The following is a 24,629-nucleotide window of genomic DNA, read 5'->3' on the forward strand; positions in this document are numbered from 1 at the left end:
TTGAGAAAAGCATATGCAGCAATATAAATAACAGCTAATTCCTGATTACAGGTAATTAGCTGTTTTTAAACAATATTTTCTTTGCCTTTTCGATACTGGTCAACCCGAAGATCTAATGCCCGAAGCCGTTCTAGGCTTTCCGCATCCCCCATTTTCCGGTAATGATGATTCCCGCCATCTTCTTCATCCGCTTCATCAGCAAGCGCCACAACATATTGCAGGGGTTTTAATTCAAAGCTGCCTTCAGGTAAGTAGGAATCCGTGTGCAGTAAAATCGCAATCGCAATTTCCTTCGCTGCATGACGATCCTCGCCAATTCTGATTAACAACTTATGGGCACGGCTTGCACCCTTGATCGCATGAATATCATTTTCACGATACAACTCGTAATCCCATTCCCCATTCCGGTACCATGTGTAATGTCCCACATCGTGCAACAACGCAGCTTTGGTCGCTAAATCTGGATCAACACCATACGTACAAGCAAAATGAAACGCGTGTTCAGCAACTGCTATAGCGTGGGCGACACCTGAGCGTTTCACATATTTTTGAGCAATTGGGTGGTTAAAAATTTGTTCCAATGTAATTCTTCCCATACATATACGTCTCCTTTCTTTTAAATATAGTGTTTTAAACAATAGCACGCAACAAGCAATATTGCAATATATAATTACCTGAAATTCGTTTAGCTAAACATTTACGATTATTCTTTCCTATTGTATGATAGGTTTCAATAATCGTTTAGAAGTATGCATCTGGTTATACTAAACAAGACAACAGGAAAGGTGGCAACGAACATGATTTATACATGTAGCCTTACTCCATCCATTGATTACACCGTTTACCTTCCTGAATTTTGTGCTGGCGCATTAAATCGCACTCAAGAAGTCTACTACTATCCCGGTGGAAAAGGAATCAACGTGTCTCGTGTGTTAAAGCGACTCGGTGAAGCTAGTGTCGCATTAGGTTTTACGGGTGGATTTACCGGGGAATATATAACCAAATTTCTCAAGCAGGAAGGAATTCAAACAAATTTTGTTCAAACATCAGAAATAACCAGAATCAATGTAAAAATTAAAGCAGATATGGAATCGGAATTAAATGGACCGGGACCCCATATAACAGTTAATCAACAAAACCAATTACGAACTAAATTAAATGACTTAAACCAAGGGGATTGGTTTGTTTTAGCAGGAAGTCTACCAAATAAGATCTCCCCCGATTTTTATCAAAGTATTGCTGAGGCATGTATGCAAAAAGGGGCTCGATTTGTACTTGATACATCGGGACCAGCATTGAAAAAATTAATCAACGCCAGACCCTTTTTCATAAAACCAAATATAGATGAATTAGGCGAGCTATTTCATACAACTGTAACTAGTACTGCTCAGGCATGCAAGCTTGCTAAACAGCTTACCGAAACTGGAATAAAGCATGTGATTGTCTCCATGGGAGGAGATGGAGCGATTTATGTAAGTGAAAATGAAACCATCATTGCCAAAGCTCCAAACGGGCATGTTGTCAATACAGTTGGTGCTGGTGATTCACTTGTTGCTGGTTTCATAACTTCCTTTATTCAGCATCATGATCCTATACAGGCATTTCGTTTTGGTGTGGCAAGCGGTAGTGCAACAGCTTTTCAACCAGACCTATGCATCAAGGAAGATGTGATGAAGCTATTAGACAAAGTAGAAATTACTCCGTTCAAAGATAGGATGTGAAGAATATGAATGTCACCGATTTGTTAACGGAAGATACGATCACATTAGATTTGCAGGCAACATCTAAATCAGACGTGTTGGCTGAATTAGCCGATCAACTGGCACGTGCCGGCAGACTAAATGACAAAGATACATTTTTGAAAAACATCATAGAGCGAGAAAAACAAAGTACAACCGGAATTAGCGAAGGAATTGCAATCCCCCACGCCAAATCAGCAGCAGTAAAAACTCCTGCCATTGCATTTGGCCGCTCATCAGCAGGGATTGACTTTGATTCGCTTGATGGACAACCAACACACCTGTTCTTTATGATTGCTGCCAATGAAGATGCGAACAATGCCCATCTAAAAGCATTATCCCGATTGGCAACCTTTCTAATGGATCCAAAATTTCAAGAAAAGATGTATCGAGCCACAAGCAAAGCAGCTATTTTAGCGGCGGTGAATGCCAAAGAAGCCGAAATGGATAAATCGGATGAAACAGAAAAATCGACTAGTACCATTTTAGCTGTAACAGCCTGCCCTACTGGAATTGCGCATACATACATGGCCGCAGAAAAATTAGAAGAGACTGCCAAGGAAATGGGAATTCGCCTTAAAGTGGAAACGAATGGCTCAAGCGGGATCAAAAACCGCTTGACCGATCAGGAAATTGCGAATGCCGATACCATTATTGTTGCAGCAGATACCAAGGTAGAAATGGAGCGGTTCAGCGGAAAGCCTGTCATCGAAACAGGCGTCGGTAAAGCGATCCACGAGGCAAAAGATCTGCTGAATCGAGCTATTCACCAGGAGGCCCCGATTTACGAGGGTGAAAAAGGAAAGACAAAAATCCAGGACACCCAACAGCGGGGCGGTTTTTATAAACATCTCATGAACGGCGTTTCCAACATGCTGCCATTCGTTGTTGGCGGCGGGATTTTAATTGCTATCTCTTTTTTCTGGGGCATTCATGCCGCTGAACCCGATAGTTCGGAATATAATGTATTTGCTTACATGATCCATACGATTGGCAGTGGAAAAGCATTCTTTCTCATGGTACCTGTGCTGGCTGGGTTCATTGCTTCCAGTATCGCTGATCGCCCAGGTTTTGCACCAGGGATGATAAGCGGGTTAATTGCCACCACTGTCACAGGTGCCCAAGGAGCGGAAGGCGGATCAGGTTTTCTCGGCGGACTGATTGCTGGTTTCCTGGCAGGTTATATGACATTACTGGTCAAAAAAGCATTCGAAAAATTACCAGATGCATTGGAAGGGCTAAAACCCGTGTTATTTTATCCATTGTTCAGTATCGCGATCAGCGGCTGCATCATGATGGTGATCAACCCGCCCTTAACAAAAATTTACACAGGACTGACATCATTCCTGGAAAGTATGAGTGGAACAAATCAAATTCTCGTTGGTATCATTCTAGGTGCAATGATGGCATTGGATTTAGGTGGTCCGGTTAACAAAGCTGCTTATACATTTGGGATTGCAATGCTGGATGCCCATAATTATACATTTATGGCAACTGTAATGGCCGCTGGAATGGTCCCGCCACTGGGCATGGCGCTGGCAACCACATTATTTAGGAAGCGGTTTACCAAACAAGAGCGGGAAGCCGGAAAAACAGCATACGCTCTTGGTGCCTGTTTTATCACGGAGGGTGTCATTCCATTTGCCGCGGCAGATCCAGCTCGGGTTATTCCGTCAGCGATGATCGGTGCAGCTGTCACTGGCGGCTTGTCCATGCTGTTTCACATTGGCTTGCCAGCTCCACATGGGGGAATTTTTGTGATTGGACTTATAGGAGGCGGAATCGGTAAAATCATGCTCTATCTCGCTGCCATCATTATTGGATCCATTATTACCGCGTTAATTGCTGGCTTGTTGAAAAAAAATATTCAACCCAAAACAGTATAGAAACGTTATACAAAGAAGCTTTGTTGCATAGCTGACAAAGCTCCTTTGATCTATGTCAAAACGGTTTTGTGATCATTAATGCAATAACAATTAAAAAAATCACGTTTTCCATTCGTTCGTAAAAGAACAATTTCTTTGCTAAGACGTAGTATTCATCCGGGATATCGTCCCCACTATGACTTTTCAATAAAGCTTTGATCGGTCTTGACCTTGGTGATAGAACAGTTGGACCAAAACCAAGCGCGATAAGAAAAAGAATTAAACTGGCAACATACCAGCCTGCATGAAATAGATACGGATTTAATGCCCCCATCCACAATCCAGTAATCAGCAATAACATCCCCCCAACCATTACAAATATATGCAGACGATTACGAATTGCATATGCGTGCCGTAATTCGGTCATTGTTTTTGCTTGAGTGACAACATATATCATCACAAAACCAGGCCCCATCCCCAATATGGCAGAAAAAACATGAATAAAGACAAGAACCATATAAAATGTCATGCAACCAACCCCCAGCTACCAAAATATCACTATAGTATCATCATACATCATTTAGGGGGGCATCTTGCTGTGACATGTAACACATTTTTATTTTATTTTGCAACGGATTTGTGTCTTGGAGTTATGGTGCTTGCTTTTACCTGTCACTTTTGGATTTGGACCGGCATGGAGAAAACTTATCGCGGTTTTATTACTTTTATCAGCGATTCCCACTTTTTGGTGGAAAAAGGTGCCCATTCACTTGGCAGAAAACGGGCGGGGGCTTCACCGAATCGGGCTGGAGCTTGCTCGAAACGGCCGGAGCTTCACCGAATCGGGTCAGCGCTTCCCCGAAACGGCCGTTCTGTTGCCCACCTATTGCTTAAGCTCACGAAGTTTCTGCTTCAACTGCTTTATCGTTTCAAGCACTCTTCCCTGGTCCACTTCATTATCCACGGTATCCATAGCCATCAATCGAGTCAGTTGAAGCTCCAATTCCCGTATATCGTTTTGTTTCAGATGATCCTGTCCTTGCATTTCTTTATGCTCTACAAATGAATCATATTCGCCATGGTAATCAATCATGTCACCCTTGCCAAGTTCAATAAATCGATTGGCCACCTTTTTAACCAGATACCTGTCATGGGAAACGAGAATAATTGCGCCTGGATAGGAAACCAGCACGTCTTCGATTATTTCTTTCGTATCGACATCCAAAAAGTTCGTTGGCTCATCAAGGACAAGCAGATTCGCGTTACTGAAATACAAATGGAGAAATGCAACCCGGCATTTTTCACCCATACTAAGGTTATTGATTGGCTTAAAAACGGTTTCCCGAGAAAATAGAAAACATCCCAGGATGGTACGTGCTTCGGATTGGGTCATTTCCGGTAATTCCAGCATACTATCAAGGATTGTCTTGTTCAGATCGAGGTTTTCCAGTTCTTGCGCAAAATAGCCAATTTTCGTTTGCGGATTATAGTTTACCGCACCCTTTGTCGGTTGCAATTTTCCTACCATCAGTTTCAGCAGCGTGGATTTCCCCGAGCCATTCGGGCCAATCACCGCCAGCCGGTCCCCCTTGTAAATGGACGTGGTAAGATCAGAAAATAGCCATCCCGCTTCTGCATACGCAAAATCCATATTTTCGATATGCAATAGCCTTTTTGCTGAAAATCCGCTATCCTCCAGATTAACGTTTAACGGTTTATCCGCTTGCGGCTGTTGCACCTGATTGGCCTCCAAGCGTTCCAATTCCTTTTCCTTGGCTTTAAATCGGGAAACGTTCTTCTTCGCCTTCGACCTGAAGAAATCATCTTGCCCCGCAGCACGATGCGCCTGATGAAACCATTTTTGATAACGCGCGATTGTTTGCAGCAATTCTTCCCGTTTTTTCTTCTGCTTTCGATAAAGTGTTTCCTGTGTCCGCAGCTCCAGTGCTTTCTGCTGACGGTAATCTGTATACCCACCAACATAGCATTTTAATTCCTCTGAATTAAGCTCGAAAATTTGATCGGCTGTTTGATCCAAAAAATGCCGATCATGGGAGACGAATAAAACCGCTCCTGTGAAATGATGCAACCAATTTTCCAGCCATATCATTGTCTCCTGATCCAAGTGATTCGTTGGCTCATCCATGATGATAAAATCCGGGTGTTGCATCATCAGCCGTGCTAACTGTGCGCGTGTTTTCTGACCTCCGCTTAATTGCTGAAAAGAACCATCCCACGTTGAGACGGCTAACTTTACATCGCGCAGGCATTTTTCAGCCTCTGGTTCCAGCTGATAACCATCCACCGCTAAAAACTGATTATACACATGATTGTATTGCTTCATTAAGTCGGGCGTTGGATTTATCAACTGTGGTTGAAGTCGCTCCAGTTCCAGCTTCAACCGATAGCGTTTGGCATCTGCTGTTTGTACATATTCCATCACCGTCATGGAAGTATCGACAATAGGATCTTGTTCCAGCACACCCCATTGATCAAGCGGGATCATTCGTTGTATGTCGCCGGAATCAAAACTTATCCGGTTAAGCAATCCATTGAGCAAGGTGGTTTTCCCCGAACCATTTTGACCGAATAGAGCAACATGCTCCCCTTTTCTAATTTCCAGATCAATATTTTCAAATAGTGTTTGGCCGTTCCATTCTTTGCGAAGTCCTTTCGCTTTTAACACAAACATATCCATACCCCCATTATTCAAGCATAAAAAAACACAGGCTTCTGTCCTGTGAATGAAATAAAATGTAACTATGGGGTACACGTTAACAACAAGAAAAATGCAGCGCATAAACCTGCACCATCCGTCTCGTTTGGATAGCCAACAACAGAACGAACCCATTATTCGATTTGGCTCATTCATAGGTTATCCCGCAAGTACACACACGTATCCCATTCGTTTCATTCAGACAGAAACGTTCGTCTTAGAACTATTCTCAAGACTAATTGGAATAATCGTGGGTTTACTTCATTGCAGGATAAACCTCCTTCATTTAATCGTTGCTTTTATCATACCGATGCGCCTTTACATTGTCAATAGTCTTCCGGAAAGCTAAGCCTGTTCTTGCCAACGTTTCATTGGATCCTCTTGCCCATTCGCTAACAAGATTTGCGCTATCTTAATCGAACGCTCCTCTTTATCTTTTCGCAAATCTTCATAAATTTCCTTGGATTTCCCCAAACCTGCTTCCTCCGCATCGTCAACTGAATGACAAAAATAGATTTGATCAATTCCAGCAAAACTCATGGCAGCAAAACACATCGGGCAAGGTTCTCCACTAGCATACATGGTGTACCCGTCCAAAACAGTCGTATGCATTTTTTTCTGGGCATGTCTAATAGCCATTACCTCGGCATGTGCACTCACATCAAACCGCTTATGCAGTTCATTCACGCCTTCTGCCACAAGGTGCCCATTCTTCACCAAAACAGCTCCAAATGGCTGTCCGCCTTCTTTCACATTTTCTACTGCTAATTCGATAGCCCGTTCCATAAATTTGTCCATCAACCCTTCCTCCTTACCTACTCGTCAACCGCATGTTACCATGTCACAATAATAGTTTCATTCCGAGCTTTTTTAACATTTCATTACTAGAATCGAAACATCACTTAATGCCTTTAATGCATGCCGTTCCTTGGGTTCCATATGCAAAATAGTTTCTGCGTTGATAACATGTGCTTCCTGATTAACAGTAAATTCCACAGCACCATTTTGCACAAAAATAAACACATGTTTTGGCGAGTCATGCTCCTTAATAATTTCGCCTTCCTTTAGCTTGATGTGCATAATTTCACGTTCATTATCGCGAAAGACTCTTTTCGCCTCTACGGGTTTTACAACGTCATGTAACACAGAGAAAAGTTCCATATATGACACTCCCCTTCTAATTATGGTTGCCATTCATTTTTTCCTTCGTTCAACAGGATACGTTTCACTTCATAGTATAACGAAGTCATCCCAACTATAACGTGATGACCATCACACTTTGATATAGGGCACCGTTAAAATTGCCTGCCATTGATTTCGACTCCCTTTTCGGGTACACTTTGAATTGATAACGATTATCAGTACACATACAAGCTGTAAAGGAGAGATATTGGTTGGAAGAAACAAAAGAACGAACATCCATTGCAGATGTGATTCGTGAACGACGTGCCGTTAAGAAAGGCTATAATGATAAACCTGTTACGCAGGAAGCCGTATTGGATTTGTTGGAAGATGCAATTTGGGCACCAACGCACGGGCTAAGACAGCCATGGCGTTTTATTTTTATTGATCAGGAGCATAAACCAAGCTTTGCTAAACAGGTCGCCGCAACGTACCCAGAAGAAAAACAAGCCAATCGCGAGGAATACTTAAATGAGCCAAACGCTTATCTGGCGGTCATTATGCAAGTACCGGACATACCAAAACAATATGATGAAAACTTCGGCGCGACTGCTTGCATGATTCAGAACTTCTGGCTATTGGCATGGGAAAAACAACTTGGCGTGGTGTGGAAAACGAACCCGCATATTTATGATTCAAAAATGAAAGAGATCCTAAACGTTGGTGATGATGAAAAGATTGTTGGACTGCTGCATCTTGGTTATTTTGACGAAGAACCAGCCCAGAAAGATAGAATTCCAGTGGTGGAAAAGTTTTCGACGTTTGGGGGATAATTGTAAATTGATACCATATATGTTAACAATTCATGTATGGTAATTTTGTTTAAACAAAGTTGCATCATATGTCCAGAATTTTTGTATCATTTCTTTTACTTCTCGCATCAATGCGCCTAGAATAGATAATAGAGGTGATGAAGATGGCAGTGATAACAGTAGACTTCGATGGTACCCTATTTACAGGTGATTCCTTTAAGGTAATGGTAAAAGTAGCAATGAAAGAATTCACGACCGAGCAATGGAAAACCACCTTTAAAGGGATTGGCAAGGCCGTTACTGTAGGTCTTTCAAAAGGTAAAGATACGTTTAAATTGCAGTTTTTCCGCGCCTTTGCTGGGGGATTCCGAGGAGAATCCAAGCAGGCACTGAATGATTTTTTCCAGAAACTAGTTAAAGTTGGCAAGCATAAAATCAATCAGGAGCTTGTAACAACGGTGAAAAACCATCAACAGAATGGGGATGCTGTAATTGTCGTCTCAGGAGCGTTTACACCCTTTTTAGAAGTTTTTACCAGAGAGATTGGTTTGGACGTTCCAATCATCAGTACCCAATTATTATTTGATGACCAAGACATTTGTACAGACGTTGGCACAGTAATCAATGGTCAAGAAAAGGTAAAGAAGGTACAAGCTTGGTTAGAAAAGGCAAAACAAGATGGAACAATAACAGCTGAAGCGGCGGAGGACATCTGGGCCTATGCTGATAGTAAAAGTGATATCCCCTTATTTGAGTTTGCCAACCGGCCTGTTATTGTAAATCCAAATGGGACAATGAAGGAAATCGCTGCAAAGAAGAACTGGCCAGTAATGTTATAGATTTGATCATAAAAAATGTCTAGCAAACAGCCGAATTTGCTAGACATTTTTTCTTAACGATTCTATTCCTCATCCCAAACAGCACTTTTCAACATTTTGTCATTTTCATAACGTTCGATCGCTAATTGAATCAACCGGTCGATTAACTCCGAATAAGAAATACCGCTCACTTCCCATAATTTCGGATACATGCTGATACGTGTAAATCCAGGTAATGTATTCACTTCATTGACGTAGACTTCCCCTTGTTCCGTTAAGAAAAAGTCTACACGGGCAAGTCCTTCACACTGTAGGGTCTCGAAAGCTTTAATGGCAGTTTGTTGGACCTTTTCAACCACACTGTCAGACAGTGATGCTGGGATTGCCAGTTCTGCACCTGTTTCATCAATATATTTCGATTCGTACGAGTAAAATTCTGTATTTGGTAAGATTTCCCCGGGTAAAGAAGCGATTGGATCACTATTTCCAAGTACCGAGCATTCGATTTCCCGGCCAACCAGACTTTCTTCAATAATTACTTTATGATCGTATTGAAAAGCAGACTCAAGACCTGCGGCAAACTCTTCCTTCGTGGCCACCTTACTAACCCCAACCGATGATCCTTGGTTTGCAGGTTTGATAAACATCGGTGTCCCTAATTGAGCAACGATATCTTCATAATCAATGTTATCTTTCTTAGACCTTTTAAAGACTAATCCTTTCGCCACGTTGATACCAGCAGATTCCAAAAGGCGCTTAGCGATTTCTTTATCCATACAGACGGAAGATCCCAACACACTTGCCCCGACAAATGGCAGATTAGCAATGCGCATCATGCCCTGCAAACTGCCATCCTCCCCTAGCGTTCCATGGACAATTGGAAAGACGACATCAAGCTGCTCCAAAGTAGAAGCATTAGTCGCATGAATCAACTGTTTTCCGCTTTCCCCCGGGACAATAGCCACATTATCATTTGATTTATTTAATTGAATAAGCTTCGGATTTTCTGCATGTAGTAAGTAAGAAGATTGATCATTCAAATGCCATTTCCCTTGTTTGTCAATCCCAAGTAACACGACATCATATTTATCTTTATCAATCGCATCAACAATGTTTTTCGCTGATTGCAAGGACACCTCATGCTCGGCAGACTTTCCACCAAAAATAATTCCCACTTTTTTCTTTGTCATTATTAGACTAAACTCCTTCTTTTAAAAAAGTCATATATAACTAAAATAGCATAAAATAGCTTGGATAATACAGTAAAACTTTCCTTCCAGCTAATCCCACTTGTAAGAGGGGAATCTTTTTGAAATTCTCCCTTGACATTTCCCCACTGCTCCCCTATGATTAATATCAATAATTAAATTTACGAACAGTGATGATGAAGAGTAGTAATCTTTCTAAGCACTTCTAGAGAGCTGGTGGTTGGTGTAAACCAGTGGTGTTGGTTAGATGAATGGACTTCTGAACTTCCAAACCGAACCATAATTGCAGTAGGCTTTGGCGAACGTCTCATCGTTACAAGAGACAAATATTAAGTAATTTACTTGATATTGCCAAAGTGAGCTGTTTGCAGCTAATAAAGGTGGTACCACGGGTTCCTCGTCCTTTTCGGATTGAGGGACCTTTTTGTGTACCCAAAAACATTTATATAAAAAAATCGTCGAGTAAGAAGAGTACGTTTTGTGCACAAGCGTGAAAGAGAGCTGGTGATGGTGGGATTCCAGTACGCTTAGCAAAGCTGAATGGCCTTACGAGAGGTTTCCTGAAACATTACAGTAGGGAAACACGGTGCTCCGCCGTTACACGGATAGGATATCGGATAGCAGCATCAGAGGTCAGAGGGCTGTTGTATCCCGTATCTAAACAGAGATGAAAGCTGAAATAAATCAGTTTTCAACAGAGGTGGCACCACGGTCACAATCGTCCTCTATAAAGACAATGAACTGTCTTTATAGAGGACTTTTTTATTACCTTAAAAAGGAGTTTCGAAATGACAACCTTACCCTATAAAGTAATTAAACAAAATGCTGATACATTAACACCGATCACTATCTTTAGCCGTTTAACCGGTCAGAAAAAGTTCTTGCTCGAGAGTTCTTTTGAGCATGAACAAAAAGGAAAGTTTTCCTTTATAGGTGTGAACCCGTATCAGGAAATTATTGGTCACGGAGATCACACAACCCTGACCGATCATGATAAAGGAACACAAATCGAATATGCTGAGGAACCTTTACAGTACGTGCAAAACCACTTACCCAAAATAGAATTGGACCTCCCCTTCCCATTTTACGGAGGTGCGATTGGCTATATCGGCTATGATGCGATTCGCCAGGTCGAGGATATCGGCAAACCACTAACGGATGATCAGGAAATGCCGGATGTGCATTTGATGCTTTACCAGGATGTTATCGTCTATGAACACACAAGCGAAACAGTTTATTTGGTGGCCATCAACCTGGAACAGCAATCAGAAGCAATGCTGGATGCTCGGCTTGACAAGTTGCAGCAGGCACTAACAAGTACAGCGGAAATCCCGACATCAGACAACATGAATCCAGTTACCTTTCTACCGGAAACCACCAAAGACGCGTTCATGGAGAAGGTCGAAACGGCAAAAGAGCGAATCAAGCAAGGTGATATTTTTCAAGTAGTACTATCACAACGCATGCAGGCAGACTTTGACGGCAATCCATTATCATTCTATCGCAAACTACGAAAAGCCAATGCCTCACCTTATATGTTTTATATTGATTTTGCCGATTATCTTGTATTAGGCGCATCACCGGAAAGTCTTATCCAAACGAGCGGGCGACACGTAATCGCTAACCCAATTGCTGGCACACGGGGACGCGGGCAAACAGATCAGGAGGAAACGATGCTTGAAGCAGACCTCCTGTCAGATGAGAAAGAGCTTGCCGAACATCAAATGCTGGTTGACCTAAGCAGAAATGATCTTGGCCGGGTATGTGAGATTGGCAGTATCACCACGCCAATATACATGACCATTGAAAAATATCAGCATGTGATGCATATCGTTTCGGAGGTGCACGGGCAGTTGAAGCAAGGGATTTCCAGTATCGACGCACTACGGTCCTCCCTCCCTGCAGGAACCGTTTCCGGCGCTCCAAAAATCCGCGCCATGCAAATTATCAATGAATTGGAAGAAACAAAACGCGGTCCCTATGCTGGCGGGATTGGTTATATCAGTTTTAACCACGATTTAAATATTGCCCTGGCCATTCGTTCGCTGATCATTAAAGATCAAAAAGCCTACTTGCAGGCCGGCGCCGGAATTGTTTATGATTCGATACCGGAGAAAGAATTTGAAGAAACACTCCGCAAAGCACGTTCATTAATGGAGGTGACCCAATATGATCTTACTCATTGATAATTACGATTCATTTACGTATAACCTTTATCAATATTTTTCCGAGGAGAATGCCGAAGTTAAGGTGGTTCGAAATGATGCCATTCGCATTTCCGAGATCGAAGCATTACAGCCGGAAGCTATTATCATTTCGCCAGGACCAGGCTTACCGCTTCATGCTGGCCGTTGCATCGAGATCGTGCAAACTTTTTATCAAAAACTGCCCATATTAGGCGTTTGTTTGGGGCATCAGATCATCGGTGCCGCACTTGGGGCAACCATCAAACCGGCAAACGTAATCAAGCATGGCAAAACATCTCGTATTACCCATAATGGGTTAGGACTGTTCAGTTATCTAACCCAGCCACTGGAGGTCATGCGGTATCATTCTTTCGTTATAGATCCCGAGTGTCATCCACCGGAGCTGGAAGTTACCGCAACCTCCTTAGATGACAATGAAATTATGGCCATTAAACATCGGCAATATCCGGTATATGGCGTTCAGTTCCATCCTGAATCGATTGGAACAAATACAGGAAAAAAAATCATTCGAAACTTTTTAGATGAGATTGGAGCGATTAACTATGAAATACTATCTTGAGAAATTAGCCAATAAACAGGATTTAACGTTTGATGAAATGACACAGGCTGCCACTGAATGTTTCACCGATACCGTCTCTGAAAGTGAGATCGGCGCCTTCCTGCTTGGATTACGGGCAAAAGGCGAAACTGCCGATGAAATAGCCGGCCTGGCACAAATCATTCGTGAAAATTCGGCTCAACTGACAAACACCATTCCGGACGCAATGTGTAACTGTGGCACAGGCGGGGACGGATCCAATAGTTTTAATATTAGTACCACTGCGGCATTCGTCATTGCCGGAGCAGGAGTAACCGTTGCTAAACATGGTAACCGAAGTATCTCCAGTAAAACGGGAAGCGCAGATGTTCTGGAAATTTTAGGCGTTTCCCTGGAGTTATCTAAGGAACAGATGGAAGAGATATTACACGAAAATAAAATTGCCTTTATCTATGCACCACACGTACACCCAAGAATCAAGCAATTAATGAAGGTACGAAAGGATTTACGGATTCCAACGATTTTCAATTTGATTGGTCCATTAACGAATCCGGTAAACTTAGACACCCAGTTACTCGGTGTAAATCGACGGGACGTACTGCCAATGATGGGTGAAACGTTAGGAAAACTTGGGCGTCGCCGCGCAATCGTCATCAATGGTGCGGGATATATGGATGAGGCATCACTTGCCGGAGAAAACCATATTACGTTACTTGATAATGGAGAGATTGCCTCCTTTACCCTGCATCCATCCGAAGTTGATTTACCTGTTTATCCAATCGAGGATATCCGTGGTGGTGACGCCAAGCAAAATGCCGAAATCTTGTTAAATGTATTAAAAGGGAGTCCCGGCGCCCATCTTGATACTGTTTTGCTCAATGCCGGACTTGGCCTATACGCAAATGGTACCGCAACAAACATCAAAGAAGGAGTCGCAATGGCAAGAGAAAGCATCCTATCCGGAGCAGCCATGGAAAAACTGAACAATTTAATAGCATACAGTAAAAAAGTTCTAAGCGAGGCGATATAAGGTGACGATTTTAGCTGACATCCTACAACAAAAGAAAAAAGAAGTTGCCCAGTTACAGGCACAAACCAGTCCTTTCGCGAAAGGCACAAAGAAAGTTATCCCGTCCATCAAACAAACATTTTCTGCATCCAATCATATGAACGTGATTGCAGAGATCAAACGTGCCTCCCCATCCAAAGGAGCGATTGATTTGCAGGTGGACCCCGTAGAGCAAGCAAAACAATATGAAGCGTATGGTGCGGGAGGCATTTCCGTATTAACTGATAACACATTTTTCAAAGGCTCGATGGATGACCTGATTGCCGTACGGGAGGCAGTAAATATCCCGTTATTATGTAAAGACTTCATCGTTGATCCGATTCAGATTGATCAGGCAAAAGCTGCCGGTGCCTCAATCATTTTACTCATTGTTGCAGCACTTGATCAGGACACATTACAGCAATTATACACCTATGCCAAACATCATGACCTGGATGTCCTTGTGGAAGTACACAATGAAACGGAGATGAACAGAGCACAGGAGATGGAAGCAGACATCATTGGCATCAATAACCGTAATCTAAAAACCTTTGACGTTGATTTACAGGTAACGGAAAACCTAGCCCCCATGGTCACCAGTCCAAACACACTAATTATTGGCGAAAGTGGTGTCAAAACACACACGGATGTCGTACGATTAGGAAATGCTGGTGTAAAAGGCGTATTAGTTGGGGAAACATTGATGCGTTCGAACAATCTAGCAAAAACATTCCAAGATATCCAGATACCAACAAGGAGGACTACTGAGAATGCGCGTTAAAATTTGTGGAATCACAACCAAGAAAGCTGCTGATGCCGCTGTTCAAGCGGGGACTGACTTTATTGGCTTTGTCTTCGCTCCCAGCAAACGACAGATTACACCGGCAAATGCCCAAACAATCGCTGCAACGATACCTGCATCTGTAAAAAAGGTTGGCGTGTTTGTCAATGAATCATTAGAAAACGTCAAAAAAATCGCCAAACAGGTTGGGCTTGACTTCATCCAGTTGCATGGTGATGAGACACCAGAATATGCGAAACAATTAGATTATCCGGTCATCAAAGCTTTTTCTGTGAAACCGGATAACTTGGAGGCAATCACATCCTACCCTTGTGAATATTACTTGCTGGACAGTCCCAAGGGTCCCAACCGTGGCGGCAATGGGACCACATTTGACTGGGGATTGCTTACTAAAATAAACTTGAATCACGACAAAATTATCTTAGCTGGCGGTCTCAAACCGGAAAATATCCAAGAAGCCATCGATACCGCCAGGCCTGCTGGTGTTGATGTATCAAGCGGCGTAGAAACGAACGGAAAAAAGGATACGGAAAAAATCAACCAATTTATCGCAAATGCAAAAAGAAAGGATGAATAACATGGCGACATACACTATGCCAGACAAAACAGGACGCTACGGAAAGTTTGGCGGCCAATTTGTACCCGAATTATTAATGCCCGCACTATTTGAACTGGAAGAGGCACATGAGAAAGCATTAAAGGATCCGGAGTTTATCAAGGAAGTAAGCTACTACTTAAAGCAATATGTTGGACGGGAAACGCCGTTATATTTTGCAGAAGGTATTACTAAACAGCTAGGCGGACCAAAAATTTATCTGAAACGAGAAGATTTAAATCACACTGGTGCGCATAAAATCAACAATACAATCGGTCAGGCCCTGCTTACCAAACGGATGGGAAAACAAAAAGTGGTCGCTGAAACAGGAGCCGGACAACACGGAGTTGCGACTGCGACGGTGTGTGCCCTGCTTGGACTGGAATGTATTGTTTTCATGGGTGAAAAAGATATTGAGAGACAAAAGCTGAACGTGTTTCGAATGGAATTACTTGGTGCGGAAGTAAGAAGCGTCGCCCAAGGCAGTGGCACATTGAAGGATGCGGTCAATGAAGCATTGCGATACTGGGTCAGTCATGTAGAAGATACCCATTACATCCTGGGTTCAGTTACCGGGCCACACCCATTCCCAAAAATCGTGCGTGACTTCCAGGCCGTGATCGGCAATGAAACGAAAAAACAATTTGCCGAACAGGTTGGCGGTCTGCCGGATGCAGTTATTGCCTGTATTGGTGGTGGAAGTAATGCGATGGGAATGTTTTATCCATTTGTTGAGGATGAATCCGTGAAACTTTATGGAGTAGAAGCTGCCGGTGCCGGACTGGAAACCAATCAGCATGCGGCAACGCTTACCGGTGGCAAAGTCGGCATCCTGCACGGAACTATGACGCATTTATTACAGGATGAACACGGCCAAATTCAGGAGGCATTTTCCATTTCTGCAGGTCTGGACTACCCTGGTGTCGGGCCGGAACATAGTCACCTGCACGATACATCAAGGGTAACCTATTCATCGATAACCGACAAAGAAGCACTGGAGGCGTTTCAGTATTTATCAAAGGTCGAAGGAATTATCCCTGCATTGGAAAGTGCGCACGCTGTTGCATACGCAATAAAGCTTGCCAAAGAAATGGATGCTAACCAATCAATAGTTATCTGTCTATCCGGACGTGGAGATAAAGATGTAGAACAAGTAAAAGCTGCATTGGAGGGGGAAGATTAATGGGTAAACAACGTATGGATGACGTATTTCGAGAAAAATTAGCCGCCAATGAAAAACTGTTTGTCCCCTATATTATGGCCGGAGACGGCGGATTAGACAATTTAGAAGAACGACTGCAATTCTTACAAGATTGTGGGGCAACTGCCGTGGAGTTAGGGATCCCTTTTTCCGATCCAGTAGCAGACGGTCCAACGATTCAAGACGCTGGTATACGTGCATTAAATAATGGTACCACGCTAACAAACGTTCTGGAAACAGTAAAAGGCTTTAAAGGTACATTTACCATGCCGATTATTTTTATGGCTTATTTAAATCCGATTTTTATCTATGGGATTGAAAAATTTGCCATAGATTGTGCAGCTGCCGGTGTTGATGGGGTGATCATTCCCGATTTGCCACTGGAAGAAGAAGCTATCATTGCAGATGATTTGCAGACGAACGGTATTGCATTGATTCGCTTAGCCGCATTAACCAGCCCGGCTGAACGCCTGCAACAAATTGCCAACCATACAGAAGGGTTCTTATATGCGGTTTCGGTTACCGGTACAACTGGAGCAAGAGCGGTGCACCAGGCAAACGTAAAAGACTATCTGCAACAGTTAAAGCAAATGTCTCGTGTTCCTGTTTTAGCAGGTTTTGGCGTATCCACCCCGGAACAAGCACTGGATCTGGGTTCTGCCTGTGATGGGGTTGTGGTCGGAAGTAAGATTGTTGATTTGTTTGATAAGGGAAAGCGTAGGGAGATTAAGAAGTTGATTTCATTGAGCAATCAACGGGATTCTGTTTCAACGTATTAAAGCAAACTTTATCCCGCCTTAACGAGCAGTTGGCCTCCACTTATCTTTTTTGACTCCCCTCAAAATCTTGAAGGAGAGTCTTGCTGCTCTTTAAGAGTGGGATAAAAGAGGTAATGAGCAAATAAAATGGCATGTTAAGAAGACCATGTGTAAACCACACAATGGTCTTTTTTCTTTTGCCGTTACTATAAATCTTTATTTTCCCTGCTTCCTCCGCGCTTTATCATACTCCTCCTGTGAAATTTCTCCTTTTTCCAATCGTTCTTGCATGATTTCCAGCGAACTTCCCTCATCATTTTTATTAGCCCTAAAGCGAAAAAGGATCCACAACAACACGATGGCAATGATAATGGATATGACCAATCTTATGGAAAACGCACTAAAGATATACACGCTAATCACCTCTTATAAACTTATATTACCGCTCAGAGATATTTTTAAGCATGGAACATGACGTTTAGTTCATTCTGAAAATGGCAATAACGATAAAACAAGGAGGGTTTTATAATGAAACGGATCATACCATTGTTGGCCGTGCTCTTATTGTCCTTTTTCTTAGCTGCATGTGGTACGCAGGACGATAGTAGCAATGCTGCTAATGATAACGGCAATGCTGGAAGCGATCAAGATCAGAATCAGACAGATAATGATAACAATGATAATGGAAACAGTAATGAAATGAACGATTCTGCTGATAATGATCAAGATTACATGAGGGATAAAATGAAGGACTTGGACTATACCGATTTTGAATTGGAAGTTAGCTATGGAAAAAACAAGGAATATGAGGCAGAAATTGAGCAAGACAGCGGTACAGGCGACGTCGAATCAGAAATTGAAGACTCCATAAAAGATAATATTGATACAAAAGGGAAAGAAGCATTTGATAAGATCTACCCGCAGCTTAAAAACGTAACCATTGACCGCGACACGAAAAAACAAGATGCGATTGATCAGGCCCTGAAAGCATTTGATTTGCCTTCAGACTACACAAAATTTGAGATTGAACTAACGTTTGAGGATAATACGAAGGTTGGATTTGAAGATAAAAAATAGGAAGGTGGTCTTTTAAGGGCCTTCTTCCTATTTTACTTTGATTGCACACCACAGCGGCCAAAAGCCGATTTTCTAATGTACGATCACAAATGCCCGCAATGACACGCAAAATGAGTGTATCAGGTTTTTGAGATTGGTAATTCGCAAATTCATGTTGGGTGGGAAAAATCATTAACTAATACAATCAATACTTCATTTATTACTTTTTGTGATTGCTTATCCAATTTTTTATATGCTCTTTTAAATATGACTGTTTTCGATTGTTACCTCTAATTGCTCTCCCTCATTTAGATGTAGCTGTCCCCCCACATCGGAAGGAATTGCAACTTGATTTTTCCTACTCTGTTACCTCCATTTTACCACTTTTATTATTTCGAGCTAATCTATTCAACCAAAAAACATCCCATACCGAAAGCATGAGATGTTTGCCTATTGTACATTCTACTAAAAAACCTTAATTGCCCTACTTACTGTAACCAAAACACATTACCTCGTCATCCACGCCCGTTCCTCACGCCAGCCAACCTGCACCGGCATATCAAAAAATGTTGACAAACGCTCCTTTGATAACATATCCTCACGATCCCCTTCAGCAAAAACGGTCCCCTGCTTCAACAATAACGTATGGGTGAACACTGGCAATATCTCTTCTATATGATGGGTTACAAATAAAATCGTTGGCGCTTCTGCTTGGCTTGCCAGATGATTAATGGAAGCCATTAGCTCTTCGCGGGAGATGAAATCCAGCCCGTTTGTTGGTTCGTCCAAAATTAACAGCTTTGGTGACCCCATTAATCCACGCGCGATCAGAACCTTTTGCCTTTCACCTTGGGAACATGTTTGATACGTGCGTCCAGCCAAATGACTGCAGCCTAATTGTTCCATAAGCTGGTATGCCCGTTGAAAATCCGCTTTAGTCGGTGTGTCATATAATCCAATCGAAGCATACTTTCCACTAACAACAATATTTTCCGTAAGCTCAGTTCCTTTGATACGCTCCTGAAGCGACGAACTAACCCAGCCAATCGATTTACGCAATTGCCTGATATCAGTCTGACCGAACGGCTGATCCAGTACGGAAACCTTCCCCGTTGTTGGCCAAATGTAGCCGTTAATCATGTTCAACAGTGTGGTCTTACCGGAACCATTTAGCCCCAAAACAGCCCAATGTTCACCTTTAGAGACTTCCCAATCAATATGAGATAAAATCGTTTTCCCCTGTCGCTTCCATGAAACATCCTGCATCTCTACTATTCTACTCACTGTCTCGCTTCCCTTCTTAACCAGTACATGATGAATACCTTATATGGTACATTTTAGCGAGAATAAAGACAAATAATTTTAACTATTTAAGGGCGACATCGTATACAGATTTATCTAAGATACAATTCAACGTTGACAAAATGTCAATAAATCATATATTATGTTGTATAATGTACAACGGTATTTAAAAATTTAATGGAGGTTGTTTTATGATGGGAGAAAACGAGAATCATCAACCTAATCAATTAGGACGCATATTAAAGCATTTATTAGATAAACACTCACTATCCATGCGTAGATTGAGTGACTTGACGAAAATTGATACTGCAACCATTTCCCGCATTATCAATGGCAAACGCAAGGCCACTCTTGAACACCTGGCCAGATTTTCTGACTGTCTTGACATATCTATGAATCGGTTACTAGATGCTGCCGGCTATGAAATGAATCCAGAAAAGCATGCTGCCGACGAACATAACCAATACATGGAACATATCCAACGTCTATTTCATGCATCGTCACCAGATGTTTCAATTGATCAGATTAGTAACAAACTAACGGACTACGAAAAATACGTGCAGACCGAAGACGGCAAAACCACTATATTCTCTGGCTTTGAGGAAAAGTTAAAGAAGATTGACAGTGTTGGTCCATTTATTAATCACTTAAAGAATTTCTATGAACGTTTTCGTTTTAAAAACGGTTCTCCACAGGCACTAACCTTGATCGGGAGCGCTTTGTTGTATTTCATTATCCCTGTTGATGTCGTGCCTGATTATTTATTTCCAATTGGCTATTTAGATGACGCCGTTGCTGTACAGCTTGTCATGAACGTACTAGAAAAAGAAGGGTGAAATAAATTTGCATACAAGAAGAACGAAAAAAAGAAAAACAAGAAAATGGGTGAAAAAGTCCCTGTTAGGTCTCGGCATCATCATAAGCATACTAGCAGTCTATAGCGTATATCAATATCAACAAGGTTTATCAAGTGCAAGTAGTGTATCACCTGAAAAGGACAGCAGCACCATTCAACCCTTTCAAGGAGAAAAAGTCCATGTCGGTGAAATGAAAATCCTTTTGATTGGCAGCGATGCAAGAACAGGAGAACAGGGACGATCAGATACGTTAATGATTGCAGATTATAACCAAGATACACAGCAAGTAAAATTAGCATCCTTAATGCGTGATACCTATGTAGAAATTCCCGGTTACGGCATGCAGAAGCTAAATGCTGCCTATTCTTTTGGTGGGCCTGAATTGTTAAGACAAACGATCAAACAGAACTTTGGTATTGATATTAATTATTACGCGGTTGTTAATTTTGAAGGCTTTCCCAAATTGATAGATTTGCTGGCACCAAATGGAATAGAAGTAGATATACAAAATGAAATGTCTACCGGAATCGGGATGACTCTTCCGCCAGGGAAACAGACCTTACATGGCGAAAAACTGTTAGGTTATGTACGTTTTCGAAAAGATAGCCGTAGCGACTTCGGACGTGTCGAACGTCAACAGGAGGTACTGTCTAAAGTAAGGGAGCAAGCAGTTAGTTTCACCAGTTTAGCCAGGCTTCCTAAGGTACTTGGGACAGTAAATGGATATGTGGATACAAATATTGATTCGAAGGCACTGTTTACGATCGGCAAAAGCCTTCTAACAAAAAAATCAAGTGACATGGAGACATTGCGTATTCCCATAAAAGATTCCTATACGGATGAAAGAGTTGATGTGGGTGCCGTCCTTGATATTGATGTAGAAACAAACAGACAGGCATTGAATACCTTTTTTTCTACTCAAGGTAGCGAATAGGTTTACAACTCATGGCCATTGAGTATTTATTAACAGAACCCCTGAAAAGGAGCTACCCCTTAACACTTTTAACAAGGGGTAGCCTTTCGCATTTTTAAATACGCTTCACAAACACATAACTCGCCCGATCAAAATTCCTTTTTTCTTCATAAAACCGGTGAGCATCTTCTCGTTGCAACCCCGAAGACAAGGCTACTTTTTCACAGCTGTTTTCTTTTCCCCACTCTTCTATGTAATGAAGTAATTGTTCCCCATAACCGTTTGAACGATGCTTCGTGTCCGTCACTAAATCATACACCCACACATGGCGCCCATAGTAAAAGTTCGTTGATATTTCCGCACCGGCCACGGCAACCATATCTCCCTGATGATACAAAGCAAATAGCTTATAGCCCTGTTTCCGCATCCTTGTCAAATGATTGAGGTATGCTTCCTTATCTAAATGGGTTCGTAGTTGATTGATAAGCAAAAAGGCATCCAACCAAGCGTCTTTATCTGTTAATTCCTTTATGTTGTTTGTTTCTAACACACTACGTTCCTCCCTACTATCCAATCTGGTTTACTGCTTTCTTCAAGTACATATGTGTCACAACGGTTGCAACGGGTATTCTTTATTTTCATTATACCTTAGGAAAATTACCTGAACAGCTAAAATTTCTAATTCACTTTACAATAAAGCATTTTCCATATACCATGAACATATTGAAATAAAACACACAATTTTACTAGGGTTTTTAGATTTGGCATGTGGCGTGGGTAGTAGTTACATACAAATAAACCGCTATCCACTTCAGCATTTTAACAAACGGAGGTGATACGGTTGCAAGATACATGGGGTTTTTTAGACACTGGAGTACATGATGCTGCAACAAATATGGCATTAGATGAATTGTTGCTCACCTGGCACAGCGAGGGCAAAGTCCCGCCCGTTTTGCGATTTTATCAATGGTCCAAACCAAGTTTATCTGTTGGCTATTTTCAGGATGTCAACAAAACAATTGATCTATCAGCGCTGGATAAATACGGGGTGCCAATTGTCCGTCGCTTGACCGGTGGAAGTGCGGTCCTGCACGATGATGAATTGACTTACAGCATCGTCATTGCTGAAAAGAAGTCCTTTATTCCCGCATCCATCACAGAAGCCTATTATGTTTTATCCAAGGGAATTTTTGATGGCTATGCTAATTTGGGAATCACTGTCGACTATGCCGAGAAAAGGGACTCCAATAAGAGTCGTTCAGCGGTCTGCTTTGAACGGCCTGCGTTATATGAGTTGATGGCGGGTGGAAAGAAAATATCCGGCAATGCGCAAACGCGTCAAAAAGGAGTATTGCTGCAGCACGGATCGATTCCACATTCCATGAATAAAACCATCCTTTTCGATCTATTTCGTTTTCCAAATGAAAATATACGGGAAAGGAAAAGACAGGCATTTGATACAAAAGCAACAACCATTTTTCAAGAAGCAAACAAATCTGTTTCAATGAATGCGATGAAAGATGCGTTTAAGAAAGGGTTTGAAACAGGAGTAGATGTCGAACTGTTCCCGTTTGAGTTGACCAATGGACAATGGGAAGAAGTTTATCGGCTAGCTAAGAGGAAATACAGCAATCATGATTGGAATTTCAAACATCATTCAAAGGGGCGTGTACTTAATGGCTAAGCAAGAGGAATACATACGTAAACCGGAATGGCTGAAAACAAAAATTAATACGAATCAATCCTACCGCGGGCTAAAAAAACTTATGCGCGAGAAACGATTAAACACCGTTTGCGAGGAAGCACGCTGTCCGAACATCCATGAATGCTGGAGTGAACGAAAAACAGCGACATTTATGATCCTTGGTGATACGTGTACCCGCGGTTGTCGTTTTTGTGCGGTGAAAACCGGGCTGCCAAATGAACTTGATTGGGGAGAACCTGCTCGTGTGGCCGAATCGGTAGCGATTATGGGCTTGAAGCATGTCGTCGTTACCGCAGTCGCTCGTGATGACCTCAATGATGGCGGTGCTGCGGTATTTGCGGAAACGGTACGAGCTATTCGCCGAGATAATCCTGGTTGCACGATTGAAATATTGCCATCAGACATGAAAGGCGATTATGAAAGCCTGCATACCTTAATGGATAGTGAACCAGACATTTTCAACCACAACATTGAAACGGTAAGAAGATTAACCAAGCGTGTGCGTGCAATCGCGAGATATGACCGCTCCTTGAAGCTGCTGCAACGGGTAAAAGAAATTGCACCCAAAACACCAACCAAATCAAGTATTATGGTCGGTCTAGGCGAAACGAAAGAAGAAATTATCGAAGCAATGGATGATTTATTGGCACACGACGTCGACATCATGACAATCGGACAGTATTTACAACCAACAAAGAAACACTTGAACGTGGAACGTTATTACCATCCAGATGAATTTGCTGAGCTAAAAGAAATCGCACTGGGAAAAGGATTCCGGCATTGTGAATCCGGTCCGCTTGTCCGCTCTTCCTACCATGCCGACGAGCAAGTCAGCCAAGCCTCAGCCCAGCGCAGGATTAATTATATGAAAGGATATGAGGAGCAGGAGAATAAGAAAGTAGACTTTTCTGTAGAGATATTTAATAAATAACCGATTTAGTCTAAGAACAAAGGCGTAAGCGTCCAGTTAGCGGCGTATATGCTGCGCCCTGCCATGCAGGGTGGTTCGGTGTTGCTACGCAAAGCAGCGGTCTTAACCGAACATTCCTACGCAGGAGATAAGGAAACATGCCACTAAAACAGGGGTATGCCGACGCCTGAGCGACAGCCCGTTCTTAGTCGGCCTTCCTTTGCCCCCGAACCAATGTTGACTTATCGTACGGAGGCGGGTGTTGCATACTAGCCTCTGGGAGCTGGAACCGGACGAGGCCTACTCTGCTATAAGCTGGATAGAGCCTGAATTTTCATACTTTCTTTCCTAACCAGATGAAAACCCAGCTTATTTTATACGAGGCCACTGAAAAAGTCCAAAAAAGATATGATTCCCGAATTTATAATAGGAATCGTATCTTTTTTTGGTTACAATA

At 42.3% G+C, this 24,629-nt stretch carries 25 protein-coding genes, 1 pseudogene and 2 other annotated features; of the genes and pseudogenes, 16 read left to right on the forward strand and 10 right to left on the reverse strand.

The window, feature by feature from the left end; all coding sequences use genetic code 11:
- Nucleotides 1–65 precede the first annotated feature (65 nt).
- On the reverse strand, nucleotides 66–596 hold the full coding sequence (locus WMZ97_RS10400; RefSeq protein ID WP_343272015.1) for an HD domain-containing protein: 531 nt from the start codon (nucleotides 594–596) through the stop codon (nucleotides 66–68).
- A gap of 201 nt (nucleotides 597–797) precedes the next feature.
- On the opposite strand from WMZ97_RS10400, the gene pfkB reads away from it, so the two are divergent.
- Together pfkB and WMZ97_RS10410 are read left to right on the forward strand one after the other, a co-directional pair.
- Complete coding sequence (gene pfkB, locus WMZ97_RS10405) at nucleotides 798–1,721, forward strand: 1-phosphofructokinase (protein WP_343272016.1); 924 nt, start codon at nucleotides 798–800, stop codon at nucleotides 1,719–1,721.
- A gap of 5 nt (nucleotides 1,722–1,726) precedes the next feature.
- Nucleotides 1,727–3,625 (forward strand): PTS fructose transporter subunit IIABC, encoded by a 1,899-nt coding sequence (locus WMZ97_RS10410; protein WP_343272017.1) that lies wholly within the window; start codon nucleotides 1,727–1,729, stop codon nucleotides 3,623–3,625.
- Between the two features lie 55 nt (nucleotides 3,626–3,680).
- Here WMZ97_RS10410 and WMZ97_RS10415 read toward each other — a convergent pair whose 3' ends face one another.
- The 4 genes from WMZ97_RS10415 to WMZ97_RS10430 form a co-directional block, all read right to left on the reverse strand.
- Nucleotides 3,681–4,133: a DUF2269 family protein gene (locus WMZ97_RS10415; RefSeq protein WP_343272018.1), complete on the reverse strand. Its 453-nt coding sequence runs from the start codon at nucleotides 4,131–4,133 to the stop codon at nucleotides 3,681–3,683.
- A 354-nt stretch (nucleotides 4,134–4,487) separates the two neighbouring features.
- Entirely contained in the window at nucleotides 4,488–6,296 is a 1,809-nt protein-coding gene (abc-f, locus tag WMZ97_RS10420) for a ribosomal protection-like ABC-F family protein (RefSeq protein WP_343272019.1), read from the reverse strand.
- Between the two features lie 369 nt (nucleotides 6,297–6,665).
- Entirely contained in the window at nucleotides 6,666–7,118 is a 453-nt protein-coding gene (locus tag WMZ97_RS10425; RefSeq protein ID WP_343272020.1) for a nucleoside deaminase, read from the reverse strand.
- 72 nt (nucleotides 7,119–7,190) lie between these two features.
- Nucleotides 7,191–7,481: a cupin domain-containing protein gene (locus WMZ97_RS10430; RefSeq protein ID WP_343272021.1), complete on the reverse strand. Its 291-nt coding sequence runs from the start codon at nucleotides 7,479–7,481 to the stop codon at nucleotides 7,191–7,193.
- Between the two features lie 233 nt (nucleotides 7,482–7,714).
- On the opposite strand from WMZ97_RS10430, the gene WMZ97_RS10435 reads away from it, so the two are divergent.
- Together WMZ97_RS10435 and WMZ97_RS10440 are read left to right on the forward strand one after the other, a co-directional pair.
- Nucleotides 7,715–8,275 (forward strand): nitroreductase family protein, encoded by a 561-nt coding sequence (locus WMZ97_RS10435; RefSeq protein ID WP_343272022.1) that lies wholly within the window; start codon nucleotides 7,715–7,717, stop codon nucleotides 8,273–8,275.
- A 143-nt stretch (nucleotides 8,276–8,418) separates the two neighbouring features.
- Nucleotides 8,419–9,093, forward strand: a complete 675-nt coding sequence (locus WMZ97_RS10440) for an HAD family hydrolase (RefSeq protein WP_343272023.1) — start codon at nucleotides 8,419–8,421, stop codon at nucleotides 9,091–9,093.
- Between the two features lie 62 nt (nucleotides 9,094–9,155).
- Here WMZ97_RS10440 and ddlA read toward each other — a convergent pair whose 3' ends face one another.
- Nucleotides 9,156–10,262: a D-alanine--D-alanine ligase gene (gene ddlA / locus WMZ97_RS10445; protein WP_343272024.1), complete on the reverse strand. Its 1,107-nt coding sequence runs from the start codon at nucleotides 10,260–10,262 to the stop codon at nucleotides 9,156–9,158.
- 182 nt (nucleotides 10,263–10,444) lie between these two features.
- Nucleotides 10,445–10,688 (forward strand) — a binding site (T-box leader).
- Between the two features lie 41 nt (nucleotides 10,689–10,729).
- Nucleotides 10,730–11,009, forward strand: a binding site (T-box leader).
- Nucleotides 11,010–11,068: 59 nt separating this feature from the next.
- On the opposite strand from ddlA, the gene trpE reads away from it, so the two are divergent.
- From trpE to trpA, 7 genes are read left to right on the forward strand one after another with little or no spacing between them, the layout of a single operon-like run.
- Nucleotides 11,069–12,466 carry an anthranilate synthase component I gene (gene trpE / locus WMZ97_RS10450; RefSeq protein WP_343272025.1) on the forward strand — a complete coding sequence of 466 codons (1,398 nt, stop codon included), beginning with the start codon at nucleotides 11,069–11,071 and terminating at the stop codon, nucleotides 12,464–12,466.
- A complete protein-coding gene (locus WMZ97_RS10455; protein WP_343272026.1) occupies nucleotides 12,450–13,046 on the forward strand; it encodes an anthranilate synthase component II in 597 nt (198 codons plus the stop codon). Before trpE ends, WMZ97_RS10455 begins: the two co-directional genes overlap by 17 nt.
- The gene (gene trpD, locus WMZ97_RS10460; protein WP_343272027.1) at nucleotides 13,030–14,055 is read left to right on the forward strand and encodes an anthranilate phosphoribosyltransferase; all 1,026 of its coding nucleotides are present in this window, start codon (nucleotides 13,030–13,032) and stop codon (nucleotides 14,053–14,055) included. Before WMZ97_RS10455 ends, trpD begins: the two co-directional genes overlap by 17 nt.
- A 1-nt stretch (nucleotide 14,056) precedes the next feature.
- Nucleotides 14,057–14,854, forward strand: a complete 798-nt coding sequence (gene trpC / locus WMZ97_RS10465) for an indole-3-glycerol phosphate synthase TrpC (protein WP_343272028.1) — start codon at nucleotides 14,057–14,059, stop codon at nucleotides 14,852–14,854.
- Nucleotides 14,844–15,452 (forward strand): phosphoribosylanthranilate isomerase, encoded by a 609-nt coding sequence (locus WMZ97_RS10470; RefSeq protein ID WP_343272029.1) that lies wholly within the window; start codon nucleotides 14,844–14,846, stop codon nucleotides 15,450–15,452. Before trpC ends, WMZ97_RS10470 begins: the two co-directional genes overlap by 11 nt.
- A gap of 1 nt (nucleotide 15,453) precedes the next feature.
- Nucleotides 15,454–16,653, forward strand: a complete 1,200-nt coding sequence (gene trpB, locus WMZ97_RS10475; protein ID WP_343272030.1) for a tryptophan synthase subunit beta — start codon at nucleotides 15,454–15,456, stop codon at nucleotides 16,651–16,653.
- Entirely contained in the window at nucleotides 16,653–17,450 is a 798-nt protein-coding gene (gene trpA / locus WMZ97_RS10480) for a tryptophan synthase subunit alpha (RefSeq protein WP_343272031.1), read from the forward strand. The genes trpB and trpA overlap by 1 nt, the downstream gene beginning before the upstream one ends.
- A 195-nt stretch (nucleotides 17,451–17,645) precedes the next feature.
- On the opposite strand, the gene WMZ97_RS10485 is transcribed toward trpA, so the two are convergent.
- Nucleotides 17,646–17,843: an SHOCT domain-containing protein gene (locus tag WMZ97_RS10485; protein WP_343272032.1), complete on the reverse strand. Its 198-nt coding sequence runs from the start codon at nucleotides 17,841–17,843 to the stop codon at nucleotides 17,646–17,648.
- Between the two features lie 114 nt (nucleotides 17,844–17,957).
- Between WMZ97_RS10485 and WMZ97_RS10490 the strand changes: the two genes are divergently transcribed.
- Nucleotides 17,958–18,506 carry a YusW family protein gene (locus tag WMZ97_RS10490; protein WP_343272033.1) on the forward strand — a complete coding sequence of 183 codons (549 nt, stop codon included), beginning with the start codon at nucleotides 17,958–17,960 and terminating at the stop codon, nucleotides 18,504–18,506.
- Nucleotides 18,507–18,746: 240 nt separating this feature from the next.
- Here WMZ97_RS10490 and WMZ97_RS21905 read toward each other — a convergent pair.
- Together WMZ97_RS21905 and WMZ97_RS10495 are read right to left on the reverse strand one after the other, a co-directional pair.
- A pseudogene (locus tag WMZ97_RS21905) lies at nucleotides 18,747–18,836 on the reverse strand (hypothetical protein); the annotation flags it as partial.
- A 156-nt stretch (nucleotides 18,837–18,992) separates the two neighbouring features.
- Entirely contained in the window at nucleotides 18,993–19,751 is a 759-nt protein-coding gene (locus tag WMZ97_RS10495) for an ABC transporter ATP-binding protein (RefSeq protein ID WP_405027677.1), read from the reverse strand.
- A 227-nt stretch (nucleotides 19,752–19,978) separates the two neighbouring features.
- On the opposite strand from WMZ97_RS10495, the gene WMZ97_RS10500 reads away from it, so the two are divergent.
- Together WMZ97_RS10500 and WMZ97_RS10505 are read left to right on the forward strand one after the other, a co-directional pair.
- Nucleotides 19,979–20,623, forward strand: a complete 645-nt coding sequence (locus WMZ97_RS10500) for a DUF1232 domain-containing protein (protein ID WP_343272035.1) — start codon at nucleotides 19,979–19,981, stop codon at nucleotides 20,621–20,623.
- Between the two features lie 7 nt (nucleotides 20,624–20,630).
- Complete coding sequence (locus WMZ97_RS10505) at nucleotides 20,631–21,578, forward strand: LCP family protein (RefSeq protein WP_343272036.1); 948 nt, start codon at nucleotides 20,631–20,633, stop codon at nucleotides 21,576–21,578.
- Between the two features lie 94 nt (nucleotides 21,579–21,672).
- On the opposite strand, the gene WMZ97_RS10510 is transcribed toward WMZ97_RS10505, so the two are convergent.
- Nucleotides 21,673–22,107 (reverse strand): GNAT family N-acetyltransferase, encoded by a 435-nt coding sequence (locus tag WMZ97_RS10510; RefSeq protein ID WP_343272037.1) that lies wholly within the window; start codon nucleotides 22,105–22,107, stop codon nucleotides 21,673–21,675.
- 291 nt (nucleotides 22,108–22,398) lie between these two features.
- Here WMZ97_RS10510 and WMZ97_RS10515 point away from each other — a divergent pair, with 291 nt between their 5' ends.
- Both WMZ97_RS10515 and lipA read left to right on the forward strand, forming a co-directional pair.
- On the forward strand, nucleotides 22,399–23,241 hold the full coding sequence (locus tag WMZ97_RS10515) for a lipoate--protein ligase family protein (RefSeq protein ID WP_343272038.1): 843 nt from the start codon (nucleotides 22,399–22,401) through the stop codon (nucleotides 23,239–23,241).
- On the forward strand, nucleotides 23,234–24,193 hold the full coding sequence (lipA, locus tag WMZ97_RS10520; RefSeq protein ID WP_343272039.1) for a lipoyl synthase: 960 nt from the start codon (nucleotides 23,234–23,236) through the stop codon (nucleotides 24,191–24,193). Before WMZ97_RS10515 ends, lipA begins: the two co-directional genes overlap by 8 nt.
- Nucleotides 24,194–24,629 lie beyond the last annotated feature (436 nt).

It is taken from the genome of Lentibacillus songyuanensis (assembly GCF_039548255.1).
Classification (GTDB): Bacteria; Bacillota; Bacilli; order Bacillales; family Amphibacillaceae; genus Lentibacillus_C; species Lentibacillus_C songyuanensis.

Excerpts from the sequence above, each read along its gene's own strand:
- WMZ97_RS10400 (WP_343272015.1), bottom strand. The coding sequence starts at position 596 with ATGGGAAGAATTACATTGGAACAAATTTTTAACCACCCAATTGCTCAA.
- pfkB (WP_343272016.1), top strand. The coding sequence starts at position 798 with ATGATTTATACATGTAGCCTTACTCCATCCATTGATTACACCGTTTAC.
- WMZ97_RS10410 (WP_343272017.1), top strand. The coding sequence starts at position 1,727 with ATGAATGTCACCGATTTGTTAACGGAAGATACGATCACATTAGATTTG.
- WMZ97_RS10415 (WP_343272018.1), bottom strand. The coding sequence starts at position 4,133 with ATGACATTTTATATGGTTCTTGTCTTTATTCATGTTTTTTCTGCCATA.
- abc-f (WP_343272019.1), bottom strand. The coding sequence starts at position 6,296 with ATGTTTGTGTTAAAAGCGAAAGGACTTCGCAAAGAATGGAACGGCCAA.
- WMZ97_RS10425 (WP_343272020.1), bottom strand. The coding sequence starts at position 7,118 with ATGGACAAATTTATGGAACGGGCTATCGAATTAGCAGTAGAAAATGTG.
- WMZ97_RS10430 (WP_343272021.1), bottom strand. The coding sequence starts at position 7,481 with ATGGAACTTTTCTCTGTGTTACATGACGTTGTAAAACCCGTAGAGGCG.
- WMZ97_RS10440 (WP_343272023.1), top strand. The coding sequence starts at position 8,419 with ATGGCAGTGATAACAGTAGACTTCGATGGTACCCTATTTACAGGTGAT.
- ddlA (WP_343272024.1), bottom strand. The coding sequence starts at position 10,262 with ATGACAAAGAAAAAAGTGGGAATTATTTTTGGTGGAAAGTCTGCCGAG.
- trpE (WP_343272025.1), top strand. The coding sequence starts at position 11,069 with ATGACAACCTTACCCTATAAAGTAATTAAACAAAATGCTGATACATTA.
- WMZ97_RS10455 (WP_343272026.1), top strand. The coding sequence starts at position 12,450 with ATGATCTTACTCATTGATAATTACGATTCATTTACGTATAACCTTTAT.
- trpD (WP_343272027.1), top strand. The coding sequence starts at position 13,030 with ATGAAATACTATCTTGAGAAATTAGCCAATAAACAGGATTTAACGTTT.
- WMZ97_RS10470 (WP_343272029.1), top strand. The coding sequence starts at position 14,844 with ATGCGCGTTAAAATTTGTGGAATCACAACCAAGAAAGCTGCTGATGCC.
- trpB (WP_343272030.1), top strand. The coding sequence starts at position 15,454 with ATGGCGACATACACTATGCCAGACAAAACAGGACGCTACGGAAAGTTT.
- trpA (WP_343272031.1), top strand. The coding sequence starts at position 16,653 with ATGGGTAAACAACGTATGGATGACGTATTTCGAGAAAAATTAGCCGCC.
- WMZ97_RS10490 (WP_343272033.1), top strand. The coding sequence starts at position 17,958 with ATGAAACGGATCATACCATTGTTGGCCGTGCTCTTATTGTCCTTTTTC.
- WMZ97_RS10495 (WP_405027677.1), bottom strand. The coding sequence starts at position 19,751 with ATGCAGGATGTTTCATGGAAGCGACAGGGGAAAACGATTTTATCTCAT.
- WMZ97_RS10500 (WP_343272035.1), top strand. The coding sequence starts at position 19,979 with ATGATGGGAGAAAACGAGAATCATCAACCTAATCAATTAGGACGCATA.
- lipA (WP_343272039.1), top strand. The coding sequence starts at position 23,234 with ATGGCTAAGCAAGAGGAATACATACGTAAACCGGAATGGCTGAAAACA.